Annotated in this window: 14 protein-coding genes and 1 tRNA gene; 7 read left to right on the top strand and 8 right to left on the bottom strand. The window is 43.4% G+C overall.

The features are described from left to right. Nucleotides 1-12: 12 nt before the first annotated feature. Both tilS and H6G83_RS10420 read right to left on the bottom strand, forming a co-directional pair. Nucleotides 13-1,107, bottom strand: a complete 1,095-nt coding sequence (gene tilS, locus H6G83_RS10425; protein ID WP_190470953.1) for a tRNA lysidine(34) synthetase TilS — start codon at nucleotides 1,105-1,107, stop codon at nucleotides 13-15. Nucleotides 1,108-1,568: 461 nt separating this feature from the next. After that, the gene (locus H6G83_RS10420) at nucleotides 1,569-1,958 is read right to left on the bottom strand and encodes a KGK domain-containing protein (RefSeq protein ID WP_242044519.1); all 390 of its coding nucleotides are present in this window, start codon (nucleotides 1,956-1,958) and stop codon (nucleotides 1,569-1,571) included. A gap of 685 nt (nucleotides 1,959-2,643) precedes the next feature. Here H6G83_RS10420 and H6G83_RS10415 point away from each other — a divergent pair. Continuing rightward, a complete protein-coding gene (locus tag H6G83_RS10415) occupies nucleotides 2,644-5,472 on the top strand; it encodes a PAS domain-containing hybrid sensor histidine kinase/response regulator (protein WP_190470950.1) in 2,829 nt (942 codons plus the stop codon). 79 nt (nucleotides 5,473-5,551) lie between these two features. Here H6G83_RS10415 and ccsB read toward each other — a convergent pair whose 3' ends face one another. The 5 genes from ccsB to H6G83_RS10390 form a co-directional block, all read right to left on the bottom strand. Beyond that, entirely contained in the window at nucleotides 5,552-6,604 is a 1,053-nt protein-coding gene (gene ccsB, locus H6G83_RS10410; protein ID WP_190470947.1) for a c-type cytochrome biogenesis protein CcsB, read from the bottom strand. Nucleotides 6,605-6,886: 282 nt separating this feature from the next. Beyond that, on the bottom strand, nucleotides 6,887-8,605 hold the full coding sequence (locus tag H6G83_RS10405) for a DUF3352 domain-containing protein (RefSeq protein ID WP_190470944.1): 1,719 nt from the start codon (nucleotides 8,603-8,605) through the stop codon (nucleotides 6,887-6,889). 670 nt (nucleotides 8,606-9,275) lie between these two features. Then, nucleotides 9,276-9,524 (bottom strand): hypothetical protein, encoded by a 249-nt coding sequence (locus H6G83_RS10400; RefSeq protein ID WP_190470942.1) that lies wholly within the window; start codon nucleotides 9,522-9,524, stop codon nucleotides 9,276-9,278. Nucleotides 9,525-9,526: 2 nt separating this feature from the next. Then, a complete protein-coding gene (locus H6G83_RS10395; protein WP_190470939.1) occupies nucleotides 9,527-10,156 on the bottom strand; it encodes a chorismate lyase in 630 nt (209 codons plus the stop codon). A 359-nt stretch (nucleotides 10,157-10,515) separates the two neighbouring features. After that, nucleotides 10,516-10,596: transfer RNA gene (locus H6G83_RS10390), tRNA-Leu, on the bottom strand. A 419-nt stretch (nucleotides 10,597-11,015) separates the two neighbouring features. On the opposite strand from H6G83_RS10390, the gene accC reads away from it, so the two are divergent. Next, nucleotides 11,016-12,359, top strand: a complete 1,344-nt coding sequence (gene accC / locus H6G83_RS10385) for an acetyl-CoA carboxylase biotin carboxylase subunit (RefSeq protein ID WP_190470936.1) — start codon at nucleotides 11,016-11,018, stop codon at nucleotides 12,357-12,359. Nucleotides 12,360-12,440: 81 nt separating this feature from the next. Here the strand turns inward: accC and H6G83_RS10380 are convergent, their stop codons facing one another. After that, the gene (locus tag H6G83_RS10380; protein WP_190470934.1) at nucleotides 12,441-12,728 is read right to left on the bottom strand and encodes a YggT family protein; all 288 of its coding nucleotides are present in this window, start codon (nucleotides 12,726-12,728) and stop codon (nucleotides 12,441-12,443) included. A 616-nt stretch (nucleotides 12,729-13,344) separates the two neighbouring features. Here H6G83_RS10380 and H6G83_RS35885 point away from each other — a divergent pair. The 5 genes from H6G83_RS35885 (at nucleotide 13,345) to H6G83_RS10355 (ending at nucleotide 16,170) form a co-directional block, all read left to right on the top strand. After that, entirely contained in the window at nucleotides 13,345-13,488 is a 144-nt protein-coding gene (locus H6G83_RS35885; protein WP_190470932.1) for a ribbon-helix-helix protein, CopG family, read from the top strand. Nucleotides 13,489-13,643: 155 nt separating this feature from the next. Continuing rightward, entirely contained in the window at nucleotides 13,644-13,763 is a 120-nt protein-coding gene (gene psbX, locus H6G83_RS10370; RefSeq protein WP_010995115.1) for a photosystem II reaction center X protein, read from the top strand. Between the two features lie 254 nt (nucleotides 13,764-14,017). Further along, entirely contained in the window at nucleotides 14,018-14,929 is a 912-nt protein-coding gene (locus H6G83_RS10365; protein ID WP_190470929.1) for a Ycf66 family protein, read from the top strand. 51 nt (nucleotides 14,930-14,980) lie between these two features. Further along, nucleotides 14,981-15,535 carry a TolB-like translocation protein gene (locus H6G83_RS10360; protein ID WP_190470926.1) on the top strand — a complete coding sequence of 185 codons (555 nt, stop codon included), beginning with the start codon at nucleotides 14,981-14,983 and terminating at the stop codon, nucleotides 15,533-15,535. A gap of 116 nt (nucleotides 15,536-15,651) precedes the next feature. Continuing rightward, nucleotides 15,652-16,170: a TolB family protein gene (locus H6G83_RS10355; RefSeq protein WP_190470924.1), complete on the top strand. Its 519-nt coding sequence runs from the start codon at nucleotides 15,652-15,654 to the stop codon at nucleotides 16,168-16,170. Nucleotides 16,171-16,252: the final 82 nt, after the last annotated feature.

The raw sequence follows: 16,252 nt of genomic DNA, 5'->3' as shown, positions 1-16,252 counted from the left end.
AAGTAGAAGGAACTAGGGGCAATTCTCTAATTTTGAATTTTGAATGCGCGAATTTTGAATTATTTTGTCCCCAGTCCCTAATATTATCCAGTCGCCTTGGACTTGTGCGATCGCACCACCGGGAAAAGGATCAGTTTGTGAACGGTTGGGTGCGGTAATTAACGCTGTTAATTTCTCGATATGTTCAAAATTAGGCGCATCAGGCAGTATTTCCTGTAATACCTGCCGCATTACGCGCCGTTGCAACGCCAACGGTGCTTTTTGTAATACCCGACGGTTGAGGCGGAGTGGAGGAGATGGGGGAGATGAGGTAGGATTTTTGAATTTTGAATTTTGAATTTTGAATTTTGAATTGATTTGTCCCCAGTCCATCGCCTCTTCCTTCAACTGCTGCGCTAGTTGTTCTAAATACTCAACCTCTGCTTGCAATAATTCGGCGGTTTGGGCTATGGCTAATTCGGCTTGGGGGTTAAAATTTGTTTGTAGGTAAGGGATTAATTCTTGACGAATGCGATTACGGGCGTATTTTAAATCTTGGTTAGTGGAGTCTTCCCAGATGGGTAATTGAAACTCTTGGCAAAATTGTGCTGTTTGTTGGCGTGTAATTTCTAATAATGGACGCACTAACCAAATATTTCCAGTTATGAGACGTTGCCAAGTCAAGGCTTGTAAGCCATCTGCACCAGTACCACGCATTAAGTTATGTAGCAGAGTTTCGGCGCGATCGCTAGCTGTGTGTCCTGTAACTATATATTGGTAATTGTGGGCTTGAGCGATCGCACTTAAGGCTTGATACCGCCACTCACGAGCTGTAGCTTCACTATTAACAGGTTTATTTGCTGTTTCTAAATAAAAAGATACACCCCAGTTCTCAGCTAAATTTTTTACATGATGAGCATTAGCCTGGGAGTCATCACGCCAGCGATGATCACAATGGGCAATACCTAATTCCCATCCCCATTTGGGTTGTAAATCTAACAGCAATTTAATTAGACACAGAGAATCCTGACCACCGGAAACCGCCACTAATAGCCGTTGCTCAGGTTCAAATAACCGCCGCGATCGGATGGTACGATGTATCTTTGCATGAAGGTTAGTCCATACCATAATCTGGGGACTGGGGACTGGGGACTGGGGACTGGGGAAAGGAAGAAGCTTTTAATCTCTGTCAACTGTCAACTGATAACTGTCAACTGTCAACTGTCAACTGACAACTGCCTTCTTTCTTGACACTCCCCTGCCTAACCAAGTTTCGCTTTCGCTCACTTGCTTAAAAAGGCAGGGGATTCTTGGTTCAATGAGTCCACTTAGCGCCCGATTCCTTGCGGTATCTTGTGCTAGAGGTGGTTCTCTCCCCAAGCGTTAACTTTTGGTCTGCCCGACCATAGTTGCATTGCTGCAATATTTGTTTGGTAGAGACGCGATTAATCGCGTCTGCACAATGCTGTTCGTCTAGTACCTGTAAATCTTTTACCTACTTCCAGGTGATACTAGAACTACGAAGTAGAACCCCCTAGATTCATTTGTCAAGGTTCAGCGTCTGCTTATTAGGCAGCAATAGGGTTTTTTCAGTGGTTGATTACCCTTCCACAACCATATTCTACCAAAAGCCGTCCTATAAGGACGGGGTTTTCAACCCAAATTTTCGATAAGATATCAAACTGTGCCAATTTATCATTAATTTCCTCTAAGGGTGATTCGGGTTCGTCAGGACAAAATTCTAAAGCTAGCCTGACTTTGCCTTTTTTCCATCCTTGTGCGGTGAATTTTAACACTTCACAATTAATACCTTGAGTATATAAATTTGCTTCAGGTGTGCCATCTGCACCGATATATTCTTTAATTGCTGTAATTAAATCCCGGACTTTAAAGGTTTTAGCAATATCTAACTTATTAAAAGTGTCTGGTTCTATAGACACGACTTCATCGTGGTTTAATCTCTCGAATCCATCTACCATAATTATCTCCGTCCACTAAATTTACAATTTCTCCAGACTTAGTGGTTCATCCGTAATAAAATTATGATTTTGCTGTGTCTGTATAGACGCATCTCAACACTTGTTAAAGTTATTTGATTGTATTTTCTTTAGCGTTAGTTAAGCTTACCGTTCGCGATAGCGTGTCGTAGACAGACGCTATCGCGTTCGCGTAGGAGAAGGTATCGCAACACCAATTTCATTAAACTTTTGTCAAATTTAACACTTATTCTCTTAACATCATATATTTTTTTGCTTATCATATATTTAAAATATTGTCTACTATCAAAGTATGAGTTTTTACTTATGATTGTTAATCCATATAGGATAAATTACCAATGAAAATACGATATATTTTGTTTTTCATCTGTAAAAAGATAGAGATTTAGTCTATTACAATAGGGAAAATAATTCTTAAATATACTCTTACCATTTAATTAAATACTTAGATAGTGGCTATAGCTACTATCTATAAAGGGCGTAGAGTCAAGAAATAATCAAGAAAGAACTCAAGACTAAAGGCGCTTAGAGTAGTAATTTTTACTTAAGCCATCCTACACAGACGAGAGCAGCTTTCCTTGGACAACACCAAGGCTTAACAGCAGATAATTGAGAATTTAACCAGGATGAATCAATAGCAGTGATTCTACTAATACGAGCTAAATAAATGTCTTTTAACTTACCTGCAAATTTACACAATATAAAAGCTCAATGGGCTAGCCCTTTACCAGTAGAAGAGGGTATGTTGCTTCATCTGGCTGATGGTAGTATCTGCGCCTGTAACCATGAGGCTGAAATCATTTTGGGATACACCGCATCTCAAATACAAGGGCGAAATTTAAGCAATTTCCCTTGGCGAACGATTTATCCAGATGGGTTGCCTTTTTCTGCTCAAACGCATCCAGGGATGATAGCTTTACAAACAGGTCAGCCTTACCATCACGTTGTTATGGGCTTTTATAAACCACAAGGTAAATTAATCAGGTTATTACTTAACTCAACACCTTTATTTCAGACAGAATCTACCACAGCTTATGCTGTTGTTACTACCTTTAAGGAAATAGCCGAGGATTTTCCAGAACTTAATGATCATTCTGCCGCCAAGGCAGATAATGATGGATTGAGTCTACTTTCTTGTGATAATTACTTTTTTAACTGCTCAGTTGACTTATTGTGTGTTGCAGAATTGGATGGATACTTTAAACGGTTAAATCCTGCTTTTACGCAAATTTTAGGTTATTCGGCTGAGGAACTTCTAGGTTATTCCTTCATTCATTTGGTTCATCCCGATGACCGCGCTGCAACCGTGGCAGAATTGGAGACCCTGAAGAGGGGAAAAGCCACAGCTTATTTTAAAAATCGCTACCGTTGTCAAGATGGGTCTTATAAATGGTTGGAATGGACAGCCATACCGATTGTAGAAGCAAAATTAATGTATGCGATCGCTAAAGATATCACCCATCTTAAACAGATACAAGAGGCATTACGAGAACAGCAAAAACGAGTAGAAGCTGAACTACGTCGTAGTCAAAAAATCACCCAGATACAACTGGCAGAAATCGAAACCATCTATGCTTCAGCACCCATAGGACTTTGTTTTGTAGATACAAACTTAAGGTTTGTCCGCATCAACGAATATCTAGCGCAAATAAACGGCCGCCCTGTATCTGAACATATAGGGCGCACCATTCGAGATATCTTGCCAGAATTAGCAGACCAATTAGAGCCACATTATTGGCAAGTTATTGAATCTGGTGAACCAATTATGAATCAAGAAGTGTACGGATTCACTCATAGCCAGCCGAGTGTGAAACGTTGTTGTTCAATTAGTTATTACCCACTCAAACAGGAAGACGGGCAAATTCTCGGCATCAATGTCATGGTGCAGGAAATTACAGAACGCAAACAAAACGAGAATGCACTACGCCAAAGCGAGGAACGGTTTCGTTTAGCGATTAATCATATCCCCGATATATTTGTAATTTATGATGCTCAAGGTCGCATACAATACGTAAATCAAGCGGGAATTATTACCAGTGGAAAATCATTAGATGACTTTATCGGTCGTACAGATGATGAAGTTTTCCCACCAGAAATTACCAAAGCTTACTTACCCGTCCTCAAGCGGACAATAGAAACAAAAACTAGCCAAACTCAAGAGTGTACAATTACTTTACCAAGTAAACAACCTTACACAATTATTGTTCAGTATGTACCTTTGCTCGATAGTCAAGGGGAAATTCAGCAGATTCTCGGCATTACTTACGATATCACCGAGCGTAAACAGGCAGAAACAGCACTGCAAGAACTTATGCAACGGGAACAAGTAGCCCGCCAAGAAGCAGAAAAAGCAAACCGCATTAAAGATGAATTTCTCGCCGTCCTCTCTCATGAACTACGCACCCCACTAAATCCTATTTTGGGTTGGGCTAGGTTACTCAAAAGCGGCAAGTTAGATACAGCCAAAAGTGCTGAAGCTGTAGATATTATTGAACGCAATGCCAAATTACAAGTTGAATTAATTGACGACTTACTCGATATTTCTCGCATTTTGCGGGGTAAGTTGACTTTGAACATTACTAATGTCAATCTTAAATCGGCAATTTCCGCCGCTTTGCAAACAGTTCATTTAGCCAGCCAAGCCAAAGAAATTTATATAGAAACAGTATTGCCAGAAGAAATTGCTCCAGTTGTCGGTGATGCAGCACGCATACAACAAGTTCTTTGGAATCTTCTTTCTAATGCAATTAAATTTACTCCACCGTCGGGAAGGGTAGAAGTTCGGCTAGAGCAAGTCGGTTCAATGGCTCAGATCACAGTCAGCGATACGGGCAAAGGCATTAACCCAGATTTTTTACCATACATATTTGAACACTTTCGTCAAGAAGATAGTACTACTACGAGAAAATTTGGTGGCTTAGGATTGGGGCTGGCAATTGTCCGTCACTTAGTAGAATTACATGGTGGTAATATTGAGGCTAATAGTTTGGGTGTTGGACTAGGAGCAAGTTTCACCGTCAAACTACCTTTAATAACTGCTCATTCAGCAAATACCGATGATGAGGATAAAACAGATATACCCTTAGATTTAAGCGGAATTAAGGTTTTAGTCGTGGATGATGAGCCTGACTCGCTGGATTTTGTTAGCTTTGTGCTGGAACTATATAATGCAGAAGTTCAGACAGCATCATCACCTTTGGTAGCAATTCAAATATTACTCGCCTCAAAACTAGATGTTTTAGTCAGCGATATTGGTATGCCGGGAATGGATGGTTATGAATTTTTACGACAAGTGAGAACTTGGACTCCAGAGAATGGGGGGCAAATTCCCGCCATAGCACTAACAGCCTACGCGGGAGAATTTAATCGGCAACAGGCCATAACGGCTGGTTTCCAAATGCACATACCCAAACCGATAGAATCAAAAACTCTAGCAGCTGCGATCGCTCATCTTATCAGGAAGGAACAGGGTAAAGGTTACAGGGAACAGAGTTAGAAGCCTTTTCAAATAAATATTTTGATAATTAGATGAGGAAGGGGCTTTTGAGCCTGTCCCCTGTCTCCTACTCCAGATATTAGAAAAACCACCCATAAGAATGTAAACCTTTACCCAAAAGATTTACACCAAGGTAACAAATCCAAACAACAACGAAACCACTAGCGGCTAAAATCGCTGGACGACGACCTTGCCAACCGCGAGTAATTCTGGCGTGGAGGTAAGCGGCGAATACTAACCAAGTAATTAACGCCCAAGTTTCTTTAGGGTCCCAACTCCAGTATGAACCCCATGCTTCGTTTGCCCAAACTGCGCCAGCAATAATGCCAATTGTCAGCAGAGGAAATCCTAAACCGATGATGCGATAGCTGATGTTGTCTAGGGTTTCGGCAAGGCTCAGGCGTTGGGGTGAGAGGGTTTCGCTCTTTGTTAAGGTGGAAGATTGAGAAGTAGTAGCTAAATTTAATACAGCTGTGTTACCGTTGCCGTTGTTTTGGCTTTCCACACGAGCAAAACCATTACTTTCTACTGGTGGTGTTGGTTGGGTAACGAGTTCACCTGCTTTCAGCAAGCGGTAGCCGTTGGTGCGATAGCCACCGTTACCTACAGAACTGCCTTGTAATTGTATATTGTTACCACGAGTGACGACCAGAAATGCGATCGCCAGCAATGATCCCACCATCAAAGCCGCGTAACTCAACATCATGACACTGACGTGCATCATCAGCCAGTTGGACTTGAGCGCTGGCACTAAAGGTTCTGCCGCCTGCATCTCTGATGGTAGGGTCAACGTAGCAAAGGCAACAATGCACATAGCGACAGGGGCAGTAAATACACCTACTAAGCGACTGCGGCTAGAATTTTCAGCAATGAGATGAACTGTAGTAATTCCCCAAACCAGGAAAAACAGGGACTCATACAAATTACTCAAAGGAAAATACCCAGCCTCGATCCAGCGTGCGCCCAAGAGAGTAGCGATAGATAAATTGGCGATCGCCATTCCCGCCGTTCCCAAAGCATTGATAGCTGACAAACCAGGAAACGCCGCCCCTATCCAATAAAGCAGCATCGTCACAAACAAGACAGCAAACGAAGCATTATCCAACCAGTTCTGGAGTAAAACCAGATTCATAAAGTGTTCTCCGCAGTGGATTGTTGAAAATCATTTATTTTGACTGTTATGATCCTATCCGCTTAGTGAGTCATCACGCATGAATCAGTTATCAGTTATCAGTTATGAGTTGACAGTTGACAGTTGACAGCTATTAATTATCCTCCTCTGCTCCTCTGCTCCTCTGCTCCCCTGCTCCTCTGCTCCCCTGCTCCGTTCCCCTCCTGGGAGGGGCTAGGGGTGGGTTGCTCCCCATCTCCCCCCACTCCCCCACTCCCCCATCTCCCCCCACTCCCCACTTCCTCACCTCGAACTAGTTACAGCAGCCGAGTTATCACCTTTTTTCAGTGTTAGAAGAATATCGTAGCGGGTGCTGCGATTATCGCTCACAGCTGATGTTACTCCTATAGAACGTGTTGCTTGTAACAGAGTTTGTTGCTGAGGTATCAAAGCAGGTAAAGGAAAGTTTTTTGCTGTCTGTTCTACATCCAAATAAAATTGACCGTTTGTAGGATTAGGTTCATCTGGTACTGATTGTTGAAAAGCCGAACTGTCGGCGAGTGTGTTGTTGGGTTTGGGCAAAATTTTCTCGGTGATGGGTGCGCCTATTGATAAAAAAGCAACATCATCATCCAGCCAACCACGAGTAGCGGTGAGAGTCCCAAAGGGACTAATCCAATTGACAACGGGTTTACCCGCAACCGTAGCAGGTTGAATCTGGAACTGATATTGATTTTTCATCACATCATCTAGCTGTTTGATTGATGCTTCAGCCTGTTGGCGATCTTTGGCTTGAATCATCAATACTAAAGCAGCCCGAAAATTATCAGGTGAGTTTGGTTTAGGAGTTCCCGGAATCAGGGATACAGCATATTCTCCCTTCATCCATTTGAGTAAATCTTGTTCTAAATCCAGATTAGTTAGGGATTTTACGCCACTACGCAGTTGTTCTGGCGGAATGGGTGCTAGGGGATTACCTTTGGATGTTAAAACATAATCGCTCCACAGGCGTTGTAAATTCCCCCCAGACAGCATCATGATCGTTTCGACAGGGACACGATTTTGCATAGTCCCGGCGTTATTTTCTACCGTCAACACCCTTTGGCTGCGGGGATTGAGCCAAGAAACGCCTTTAATGCGTATCCCCTCTGGTTCTAAAGTTAAAGTCCCTGCTAGACCTTGATTGTTTTGCAGTTGCGCTAAAACTTGTGCAGGTAAAGCGCGGTTGGGTGCTACAGATGCTATTTTGGCAGCGTTGGGGACATTTAAGTAAAACTGAGCAAGAGGTTTATAACTGGCAATTTTAGAGAAATTATCGGCAAAACCTCCAGTATTCACCAATGTAGTTTTACTTTTATAAGCATCTATTGTTTTTTCAGCAACTTTAGAACTATCTGTAATTACGAGGAAACGGTTATCTATCAAAGCTGCGGAGAAATTTCCTCCGGTCTGTCCCTGACTTTGTTTGATAGTAATACCTTGATAATTATACTCGCTCCATTTACCTGAGTTGGTTGACTTTGGTTGTGTCAAAATACTCTTGGCTTTCTCCAGGTTATCTACTGGCAAAACCATCACCATCGACTGTTGGCTAGTGACAGCCTCTGCTGTCGATACTGGTTTAGCGGCGGATTTACTGAAATCTGGGGTTAAAATTGCTAAGGTGACTTCATCCCCCACCCACGGTTGAATGTCTTTCTCGAAGTTGTAACCGTGATTCGTTAAGAAGCGATCGCGTAACTGTAATAAATTTTGATTAACTAACGTTTGAGTTTCTTTTGTGCCAAATTCCTGCAATTTCTGCCATTGTTTGGGATCTGTAGTCAGAGAAACTGCAAATAAAGCATCTTGCGGAATAATATTTGCACCTACTAACAAATTTCTAGAGAATGGTTGTACTTGGTTAAACAACCAATAAGCTACTGCACCACCACCAATTAATAACCCAGCAGCCGAGAGTGTCAGTGCTAAGGATGGTTTCTTGATTTTCTTCATGGGAACAGACGAAATAGGCAATGTCATCAAACCCTACATCTCTTGGTTGCAAATTTTCTACTTGCTTGATTAATTAATTAAGCTAAAAGATTTTTCTGTTGATATATATATCGTTAGTTAACTTTTTTAGCACTATTGCTCCAATATTTGGGCAGATTATCTAGACATAGGTTTCTATCCTCATAGAGTCATAAGTGATAAATTAGTCATTATAATCACTTTGACAATATCAGGACTTACGCAACTGGCACATATAGTAGGGTGCGTCAGATGTGGAAATTCCCTTCATTTGTAAGAAATTATTGTGTCTGACGCACCCTACAGTTAGTTTGATTATGACACTTGCGTAAGTCCTAAATATAACTAACTGCCGAAAGCTGCAAGTTACAAGTATCTTGATTTACAGTTCATCTTTACACACAGACACAAAGTATATATTGTATTTAATTTTCCCTATTTTGACTTATAGCAAGAAACAGGGAACAGGAGACAGACTTAAAAGCCTCTTATTGTCTAGGTTTGATGATTAGTTAATTTCCTAACCTATATGGTGAAGGCGATATTATCTTTTGAGTTAAAAATTCAAATTGTCTATAGGTTTGGTAATTAGTTTAATTTAACGTTCTTGCTGCTTAACAGAAAATCGTTTTTTCCATCAGCATAGTTACTTAGATAAATGTTATAGTTTTGCTCTAATTTACCAAAGCATCACATCGATTATTTGTAGTGGCGCACATCTGTGCGCCACTACATCTGGTATCTGTCCGTCGCTCACTGTTCCTAGTGTGTAGGGCGTTACACTGCCCACCAAAACAATGATACGGTGAGCAATGCCCAACGCCACTTGCTTTAGGGCTTGCAAATAAAAAACATCCCCAATTGTCTTGTAAGATGGGTAGAACAGCCCGTTAGGGACTTCCATCTGTATTTGTTCAATCAGCCTCATTTTTATACTTTGCCATTGCCAGAACTCAACTGCATCGGCCCCAAGTATTTAGTTAAATAAGGTGAAAAAACTTCATAAATCAAGGTTAAAGGTTGCCCATGATGCCAAAACAGGTAATGACGACCCCAAAAAGGCCCATCCACACCAAATCCTGATTGCAAAGCATCTGAGTATCCATAATAAACCCCCCGCACATCTCGATATAACTCTGTACGAAGACGTGCTAGACTTGCCCAAATCGGTAGTGAACGATTTTGCAAATACTCATCCACATGACTAGCTTCCCACCAAGAGGTGGCATAAGCCAATCTCTGACCAGAAGCAGTACGTAGCCACACTTGCCGTCTTAGTCTTGGCCCTGGCACAGATTGGATTAAATCCGGTGCGCTATCTAAGTCCGTCCCAATTAACGACATATCAATGACATCGACCTCTGTCGGCTCACCTGTGAGTAATTCTAAATGCCTTGTGGGTGAGCCATCACCTAAAAGTAGCAATTGCCAAGCCGGAGCAAGTTGAGTATGAGGCAAACTATGCTTGATTACTTCCTCCCCACCTTGCCAAATAGGAGTGAGGCAATGCCATCCGGTCGGCAGTGTTGAGTTGTTGGTTGCAGTAAAAATCGCAGTCAATGTTCTTTACAAAAGTTCACCTATTACTATAAAAGCATAAATAGTCATTTGTTAGTTGTCATTAGTCATTAGTCATTAGTCATTAGTCATTAGTCATTAGTCATTAGTCACTGGTCAATAGTTATTCTCCCCTGCTCCGTTCCCCTCCTGGGAGGGGTCAGGGGTGGGTTACTCCTCTGCTCCTCTGCTCCTCTGCTCCGTTCCCCTCCTCTTAGGGGCTAGGGGTGGGTTGCTCCCCCATCTCCCCCCACTCCCTCATCTCCCTCATCCCCCTAATCCCCAGTCCCTAATACCCCAAAAGGTCAACAGCCAAGAGCATTTGCTTTTGGCTGTTGACCTTTTACTGTATTAACTAAAAATGCGGATGGCGAGACTCGAACTCGCAAGGCAAAGCCACACGCACCTCAAGCGTGCGCGTATACCAATTCCGCCACATCCGCGCGAGTTGTACAGTAAAACATGGTAACACATAAATAAGGGATAAAGCAATGTAAAACTAAAATTAATTAAACTTTATAAAGATTTAATCTTCCTAGTTCACAAATTCCCGAAGGAGGATACCAGACTAACAGAAATGTAATATTGCCACAAGTGATATTGAGAGGGGATTGGGGGAGATGGGGGAGATGGGGGAGATGAGGGAGATGAGGGAGTGGGGGGAGATGGGGGAGCAGAGGAGCAGAGGAGAATAACTATTGACAACTGACAACTGACAACTGAACTAAGTGCAATTTATTAAAGATGAGCTTGGGGTATCTCCTGTCATAATTTGAGATGATGCGGGCTGTGCCTACGCACTAAAGCCACTGAGATGGGGGACAATTTTTATCTACTGGTACTTGATATCAAAAACTAGAAAATGAAGTTTGACAAAATATTGATTGCTAATCGGGGAGAAATCGCGCTGCGTATTCTCCGCGCCTGTGAGGAGATGGGGATTGCGACGATCGCCGTTCACTCGACTGTTGACCGGAATGCGCTGCACGTCCAGCTTGCTGATGAAGCGGTTTGTATTGGCGAACCTGCTAGCGCCAAAAGTTATTTGAATATTCCTAACATTATTGCTGCGGCTTTGACGCGCAATGCTAGTGCGATCCATCCAGGTTACGGCTTTTTGTCGGAAAATGCTAAGTTTGCTGAGATTTGTGCCGACCATCATATCGCCTTCATCGGCCCCACTCCCGAAGCTATTCGTTTGATGGGGGATAAATCCACAGCCAAGGAAACCATGCAAAAAGCTGGTGTACCGACGGTTCCGGGTAGTGATGGGTTGGTAGAAACTGAGCAAGAAGGTTTAGCACTGGCAAAAGATATCGGCTACCCGGTGATGATTAAAGCTACGGCTGGGGGTGGTGGCCGGGGTATGCGGCTGGTGCGATCGCCAGATGAATTTGTCAAACTATTCTTAGCCGCCCAAGGTGAAGCAGGCGCAGCCTTTGGTAACGCTGGGGTTTATATCGAAAAATTTATTGAACGTCCCCGCCACATCGAATTTCAAATATTGGCAGACAATTACGGCAATGTCATTCACTTAGGAGAACGGGATTGCTCAATTCAACGCCGCAACCAAAAGTTACTCGAAGAAGCCCCCAGCCCAGCCCTTGACCCAGACTTGCGTAAGAAAATGGGTGAAGCTGCTGTGAAAGCTGCCCAGTTCATTAACTACACTGGGGCTGGAACTATCGAGTTTCTTTTAGATAGATCCGGTAACTTTTACTTCATGGAAATGAACACCCGGATTCAAGTAGAGCATCCTGTAACTGAAATGATTACAGGGGTGGACTTGCTAGTAGAACAAATCAGAATCGCCCAAGGGGAAAGATTGAGGCTGACTCAAGACCAAGTAGTATTACGGGGTCATGCGATCGAATGCCGCATCAACGCCGAAGACCCAGACCATGATTTCCGCCCAGCCCCTGGACGCATCAGTGGTTATCTTCCCCCTGGCGGCCCTGGTGTACGCATTGATTCCCACGTTTACACCGACTACCAAATACCCCCCTACTACGACTCTCTCATCGGTAAATTAATCGTCTGGGGGCCAGATCGTCAGACTGCTATTAACCGCATGAAACGCGCCCTCAGAGAGTGTGCCATTACTGGATTACCTACAACTATTGGGTTTCATCAAAAAATCATGGAACACCCTCAATTCTTACAAGGTCAGGTGTACACCAATTTTGTGCAGGAGATGAATATATAGGGGACTGGGGACTGGGGGCTGGGGACTGGGAAATGGAAAGATTTTTTCACAACTCAGCACTCAGCACTCAGCACTCCAAACTCATCGAGACAACATTGTTAGCAATCCTTGCTGACCTAACAGAACTTCTCTTAGCAGACTAAAGATACCTACCCAAATAATGGGGGTGATGTCAACACCGCCGATGGGTGGTACTAGTTTGCGTAGGGGGATGAGAAATGGCTCAGTAGGCCAGGCAATTAAATTCCAGGGTAAACGGTTGAGATCGACTTGCGGATACCAGGTGAGAATGATACGGAAAATAAACAGGAAAGTCATCACTCCCAACACCGGGCCGAGAATCCAAACAGTTAGGTCAACACCAGTCATCGATCTAAGCTCTATTGATAAATGAACAAAAACTTTTACCAGAAGCTGAAAACTTTAAGCTTTGTAAAGTATTTTCTCTTTAATTTTAACTAAATGCTGACACTTAATTGCTGGGCAGATGAGGAAGATGGGGGAGATGGGGGGATGAAAGAGAAGGAGAGCGTTACAACTGTCAAGTGACTAACGACTTCTCAAGGATTTGACACTCCCACGGCTATCAAAACATGGCTTACGCTCGTTTTGACATAAAGCCGTGGGATTCTTGGTTCATCCAGTCCACTTATCATAGTCAGTTACCCTTCTATGCCAGAGGTGGGTCTGTCCACAAGCTTTTTACTCCATTACAGAAGCCCGATCCGGTATGCCCTACCGTACGGTTTTGACCAATAAAATTTTGGTTTTCTGGTACTTGGTACTTGTTGGCGAAGCCTTCCCGAAAGGTAGATTTTACCTGTGCAGGAATGCTTGCACAGAACCCCCTATCTTCTCCCAAGGGGAGACGCTGCGCGAACAGTTTTCAAGGTGCGATGCCTCTCGGCTCTGGGTTTTTTAAGTGGTTGAATACCCTACCCACTAAAACAATGATAACATATTTGTAGCGCATAATGCGACACATATGAAAGAAAAGCATTTAAGTATAAGAGTTCCAGACAATGAAATGAGGATTCTAGACAAGTATGTTAAGAAAACAAAACGAACCAAAACAGACTTAGTTCGTGAATGGATTCGTTCTCTTGAGAAGATGACTGACGGAAGCTAAAGCTCCTACGCATTCATGAGGGCAGTTCCGTGGGCGGGTTTCCCTACTTCAGGAAACTACCCGTCCCACGGCTAAAAGCCGATGGGCTTTCTGCTCCCGAATCTGTAATACACTATTAGAATTATGATGAAGAGTGTAAAAAAAGGTATAGTTCTATGACTCCTTCTTTATCAAATTTCCTTTGGAGTTTGGCTTGGGGTACTTTGATTGTCGTTATCCCCGCTACAGTTGGTTTGATTTTCATCAGCCAAAAAGATAAAATCCAGCGTTCATAGTGTTTGTGGGAGTTATTTGACTCTCTGTAGTGTTGGTCTGTTAGCGTAGGCAAAGCCCGCCGAAGGCATCGCCTGCATCCTTATACCGGGAGCAAGCTATACTAAGCTGACAGGCTAAGCTTTTTTGGCTTTTGATTAACGGCTTCAAAGCTTCTTTGTCAGATGCTTTGAAGCTTAAATATTATATTGTGATGTTTACCGTAGTGATTTTAATTGTGACTCGCTAACATAGATTTGATATCGGGAAAAGAACAATGCTAAATTTTGGGCTGAACTCAGCCAGTGTTCTGGCTCAGGTAAATTTTGGAACGAACTCAGCCAGTATTCTAGGAATTTTCCTGGCTGTGGCTGGGGCAGCGCTGTATTTTCTCCGCACTGTGCGACCAGAACTGTCAAGAGACCAAGATATCTTTTTTGCAGCCGTGGGCTTACTGTGCGGATTTATTCTTGTTTTCCAAGGATGGCGGTTAGACCCAATTTTGCAATTTGGTCAGCTACTTTTGGTCGGGACAACGGTATTTTTCGCGGTTGAAAGCATTCGTCTGCGGAGTATAGCCACGCAACAAGCGAAACGCAACACTCCGATTGTGGATGATGAGCGACCAGTCAGTAAAAATTATTCTTATAACCGCAGAAAGTATGAGGCTGAGGTAGAAGACGATTATGCGCCTCTACCTTATGAAGACGAGGAAGAAGAAGAACGTCCAGTACGTGCTAGGATTCGTCCCGGTAAAGATGACCGTTCCTCCCGTGATAACTATTACGAGGAACAACCACCCCGGAGGGAACGCCGCAACACCACTGACAGAACAGAGTCAACAGATAGACCACGCCGCCGTCCTGCTAACCGAACCACAAGCCGAACCTCGGAAAGTTACGAACAGGAGGACTGGGGTTCACCTTCCAAGCCTGTAGATGATTGGGAAAGTTCTAGTAGTGAAGTAAGAAGACCTTCTCGCCGCAGTAATAACGTTTCTCCTCGCCCAGAAGTAGAGGAGGATACCCCACCACGTAGACCAAGAAAGCGCCGTCCACCTGCTGATACAAGTTCTTCTCGTAGAGATATTCAAGATGATGAAGCTATCCCAACTGATTATGTACCTTACAAACCCTTAGATGATTCAGATGAGGATTCGGGTAGCTCCACAAATTTTGACGATGTTTAAGGCGCTATGGATGTAAGCTTAAAGGCGGATAGAAACAAGTAAATATCTGAGGTGAAAAAATTTACTTCTCTGTTTCGGCTCCAGAATACAGTATATTGGAGCCTGATTTTTGGCTTGACTAGTTTGCTTGGCTCTTGCGGGTCTGGTGAGATTCCCCTTAGTCCTACTTCCCTGAATAGTCGCTACACAGAAGAGCAACCAGCCTTGAGTGGGAATGGTCGCTTTTTGGCGTTTATTTCTAGTCGCAATGGTGTTCATCAGTTACTGGTGTACGATTTACAACAGCAAAGTTTTATTCGTACACCAGGGTTAAACCGACCAGAGACAATTACTGAACGCCCAAGTTTAAGCTACACCGGACGCTACATTGTTTACATGACTAGTGACCAAGGTAGACCAGTAGTAGCACTGTACGATCGCGCCATCCAACAGTCACAAATCGTTACACCTACCTATCGCGGTTGGGTACGCAATCCCAGTATCAGCCCAGATGGACGTTATATCGTCTTTGAAACCGCCGCCCGTGGTCAATGGGATATCGAAGTTCTAGACAGGGGGCCGACTATTGAGTTAGATATTCCCAATGGGGCGACAGTACAGGAGTAGGGATTGGGGATTGGGGACTGGGGACTGGGGACTGGGGAGATGAGGAGGAAAGGGGAAAGGGGAAGGGGGAAAGCTTTTGCCTTTTCTATGGACTAATGACTAATGACTAATGACTAATGACCAAACGTTTTATTCCGATAATTGCTTGTTTGGGTTTAACTGGCTGTTTTGGCTATCCTCGGTTGGTGAGTTACCCTTTTGATCCGGGGGGGAGGAGTCTGAATAGTCTGGCTTCGGAACAGAATCCCCAGAGTTCGGGGAGGTATATTGTGTTTACTAGCGATCGCCGGGGTAGTCAGGATGTTTACTTGTTCGATACGCTGACGCAAAATTTGGTTGATTTACCTGGGTTAAATGCGCTAGATACTATCGCCTCTCATCCTAGCGTTTCCCAGGATGGGCGTTATGTGGTGTTTGCAGCTAGTCGTCAAGGGCGTTCGGCTATTTTTCTCTATGACCGCGAAACGCGACAATCACGCAATTTGACAAATAATCTCCAAGCGGAAGTCCGTAACCCCACTATTAGCGCGGATGGGACGACAATTGCTTTTGAGTCTAGCAATAATGGGCAGTGGGATATTTTAGTTTATAACCGTTCTGGGCAACCTGTGAATGTGCCGCAAGATCCAAGGTGAGGGATAGTTGACAGTTGACAGTTGACAGTTGACAGTTATCAGGTCACTAACACTGTTCACTGTCAATTGTCAATTGTCAATT

Source organism: Anabaena azotica FACHB-119 (assembly GCF_014697625.1).
Taxonomy (GTDB): Bacteria; Cyanobacteriota; Cyanobacteriia; order Cyanobacteriales; family Nostocaceae; genus Trichormus; species Trichormus azoticus_A.
Note: the sequence above shows the minus strand (reverse complement) of the source record. Positions and strands in the feature narration are given on the sequence as shown.

Coding starts and splice junctions, on each gene's coding strand:
- H6G83_RS10415 (WP_190470950.1), top strand. CDS start 2,644: ATGTCTTTTAACTTACCTGCAAATTTACACAATATAAAAGCTCAATGG.
- tilS (WP_190470953.1), bottom strand. CDS start 1,107: ATGGTATGGACTAACCTTCATGCAAAGATACATCGTACCATCCGATCG.
- H6G83_RS10400 (WP_190470942.1), bottom strand. CDS start 9,524: ATGAGGCTGATTGAACAAATACAGATGGAAGTCCCTAACGGGCTGTTC.
- H6G83_RS10380 (WP_190470934.1), bottom strand. CDS start 12,728: ATGACTGGTGTTGACCTAACTGTTTGGATTCTCGGCCCGGTGTTGGGA.
- H6G83_RS10365 (WP_190470929.1), top strand. CDS start 14,018: ATGCTAAATTTTGGGCTGAACTCAGCCAGTGTTCTGGCTCAGGTAAAT.
- H6G83_RS35885 (WP_190470932.1), top strand. CDS start 13,345: ATGAAAGAAAAGCATTTAAGTATAAGAGTTCCAGACAATGAAATGAGG.
- H6G83_RS10355 (WP_190470924.1), top strand. CDS start 15,652: ATGACCAAACGTTTTATTCCGATAATTGCTTGTTTGGGTTTAACTGGC.
- accC (WP_190470936.1), top strand. CDS start 11,016: ATGAAGTTTGACAAAATATTGATTGCTAATCGGGGAGAAATCGCGCTG.
- H6G83_RS10420 (WP_242044519.1), bottom strand. CDS start 1,958: ATGGTAGATGGATTCGAGAGATTAAACCACGATGAAGTCGTGTCTATA.
- ccsB (WP_190470947.1), bottom strand. CDS start 6,604: ATGAATCTGGTTTTACTCCAGAACTGGTTGGATAATGCTTCGTTTGCT.
- psbX (WP_010995115.1), top strand. CDS start 13,644: ATGACTCCTTCTTTATCAAATTTCCTTTGGAGTTTGGCTTGGGGTACT.
- H6G83_RS10405 (WP_190470944.1), bottom strand. CDS start 8,605: ATGACATTGCCTATTTCGTCTGTTCCCATGAAGAAAATCAAGAAACCA.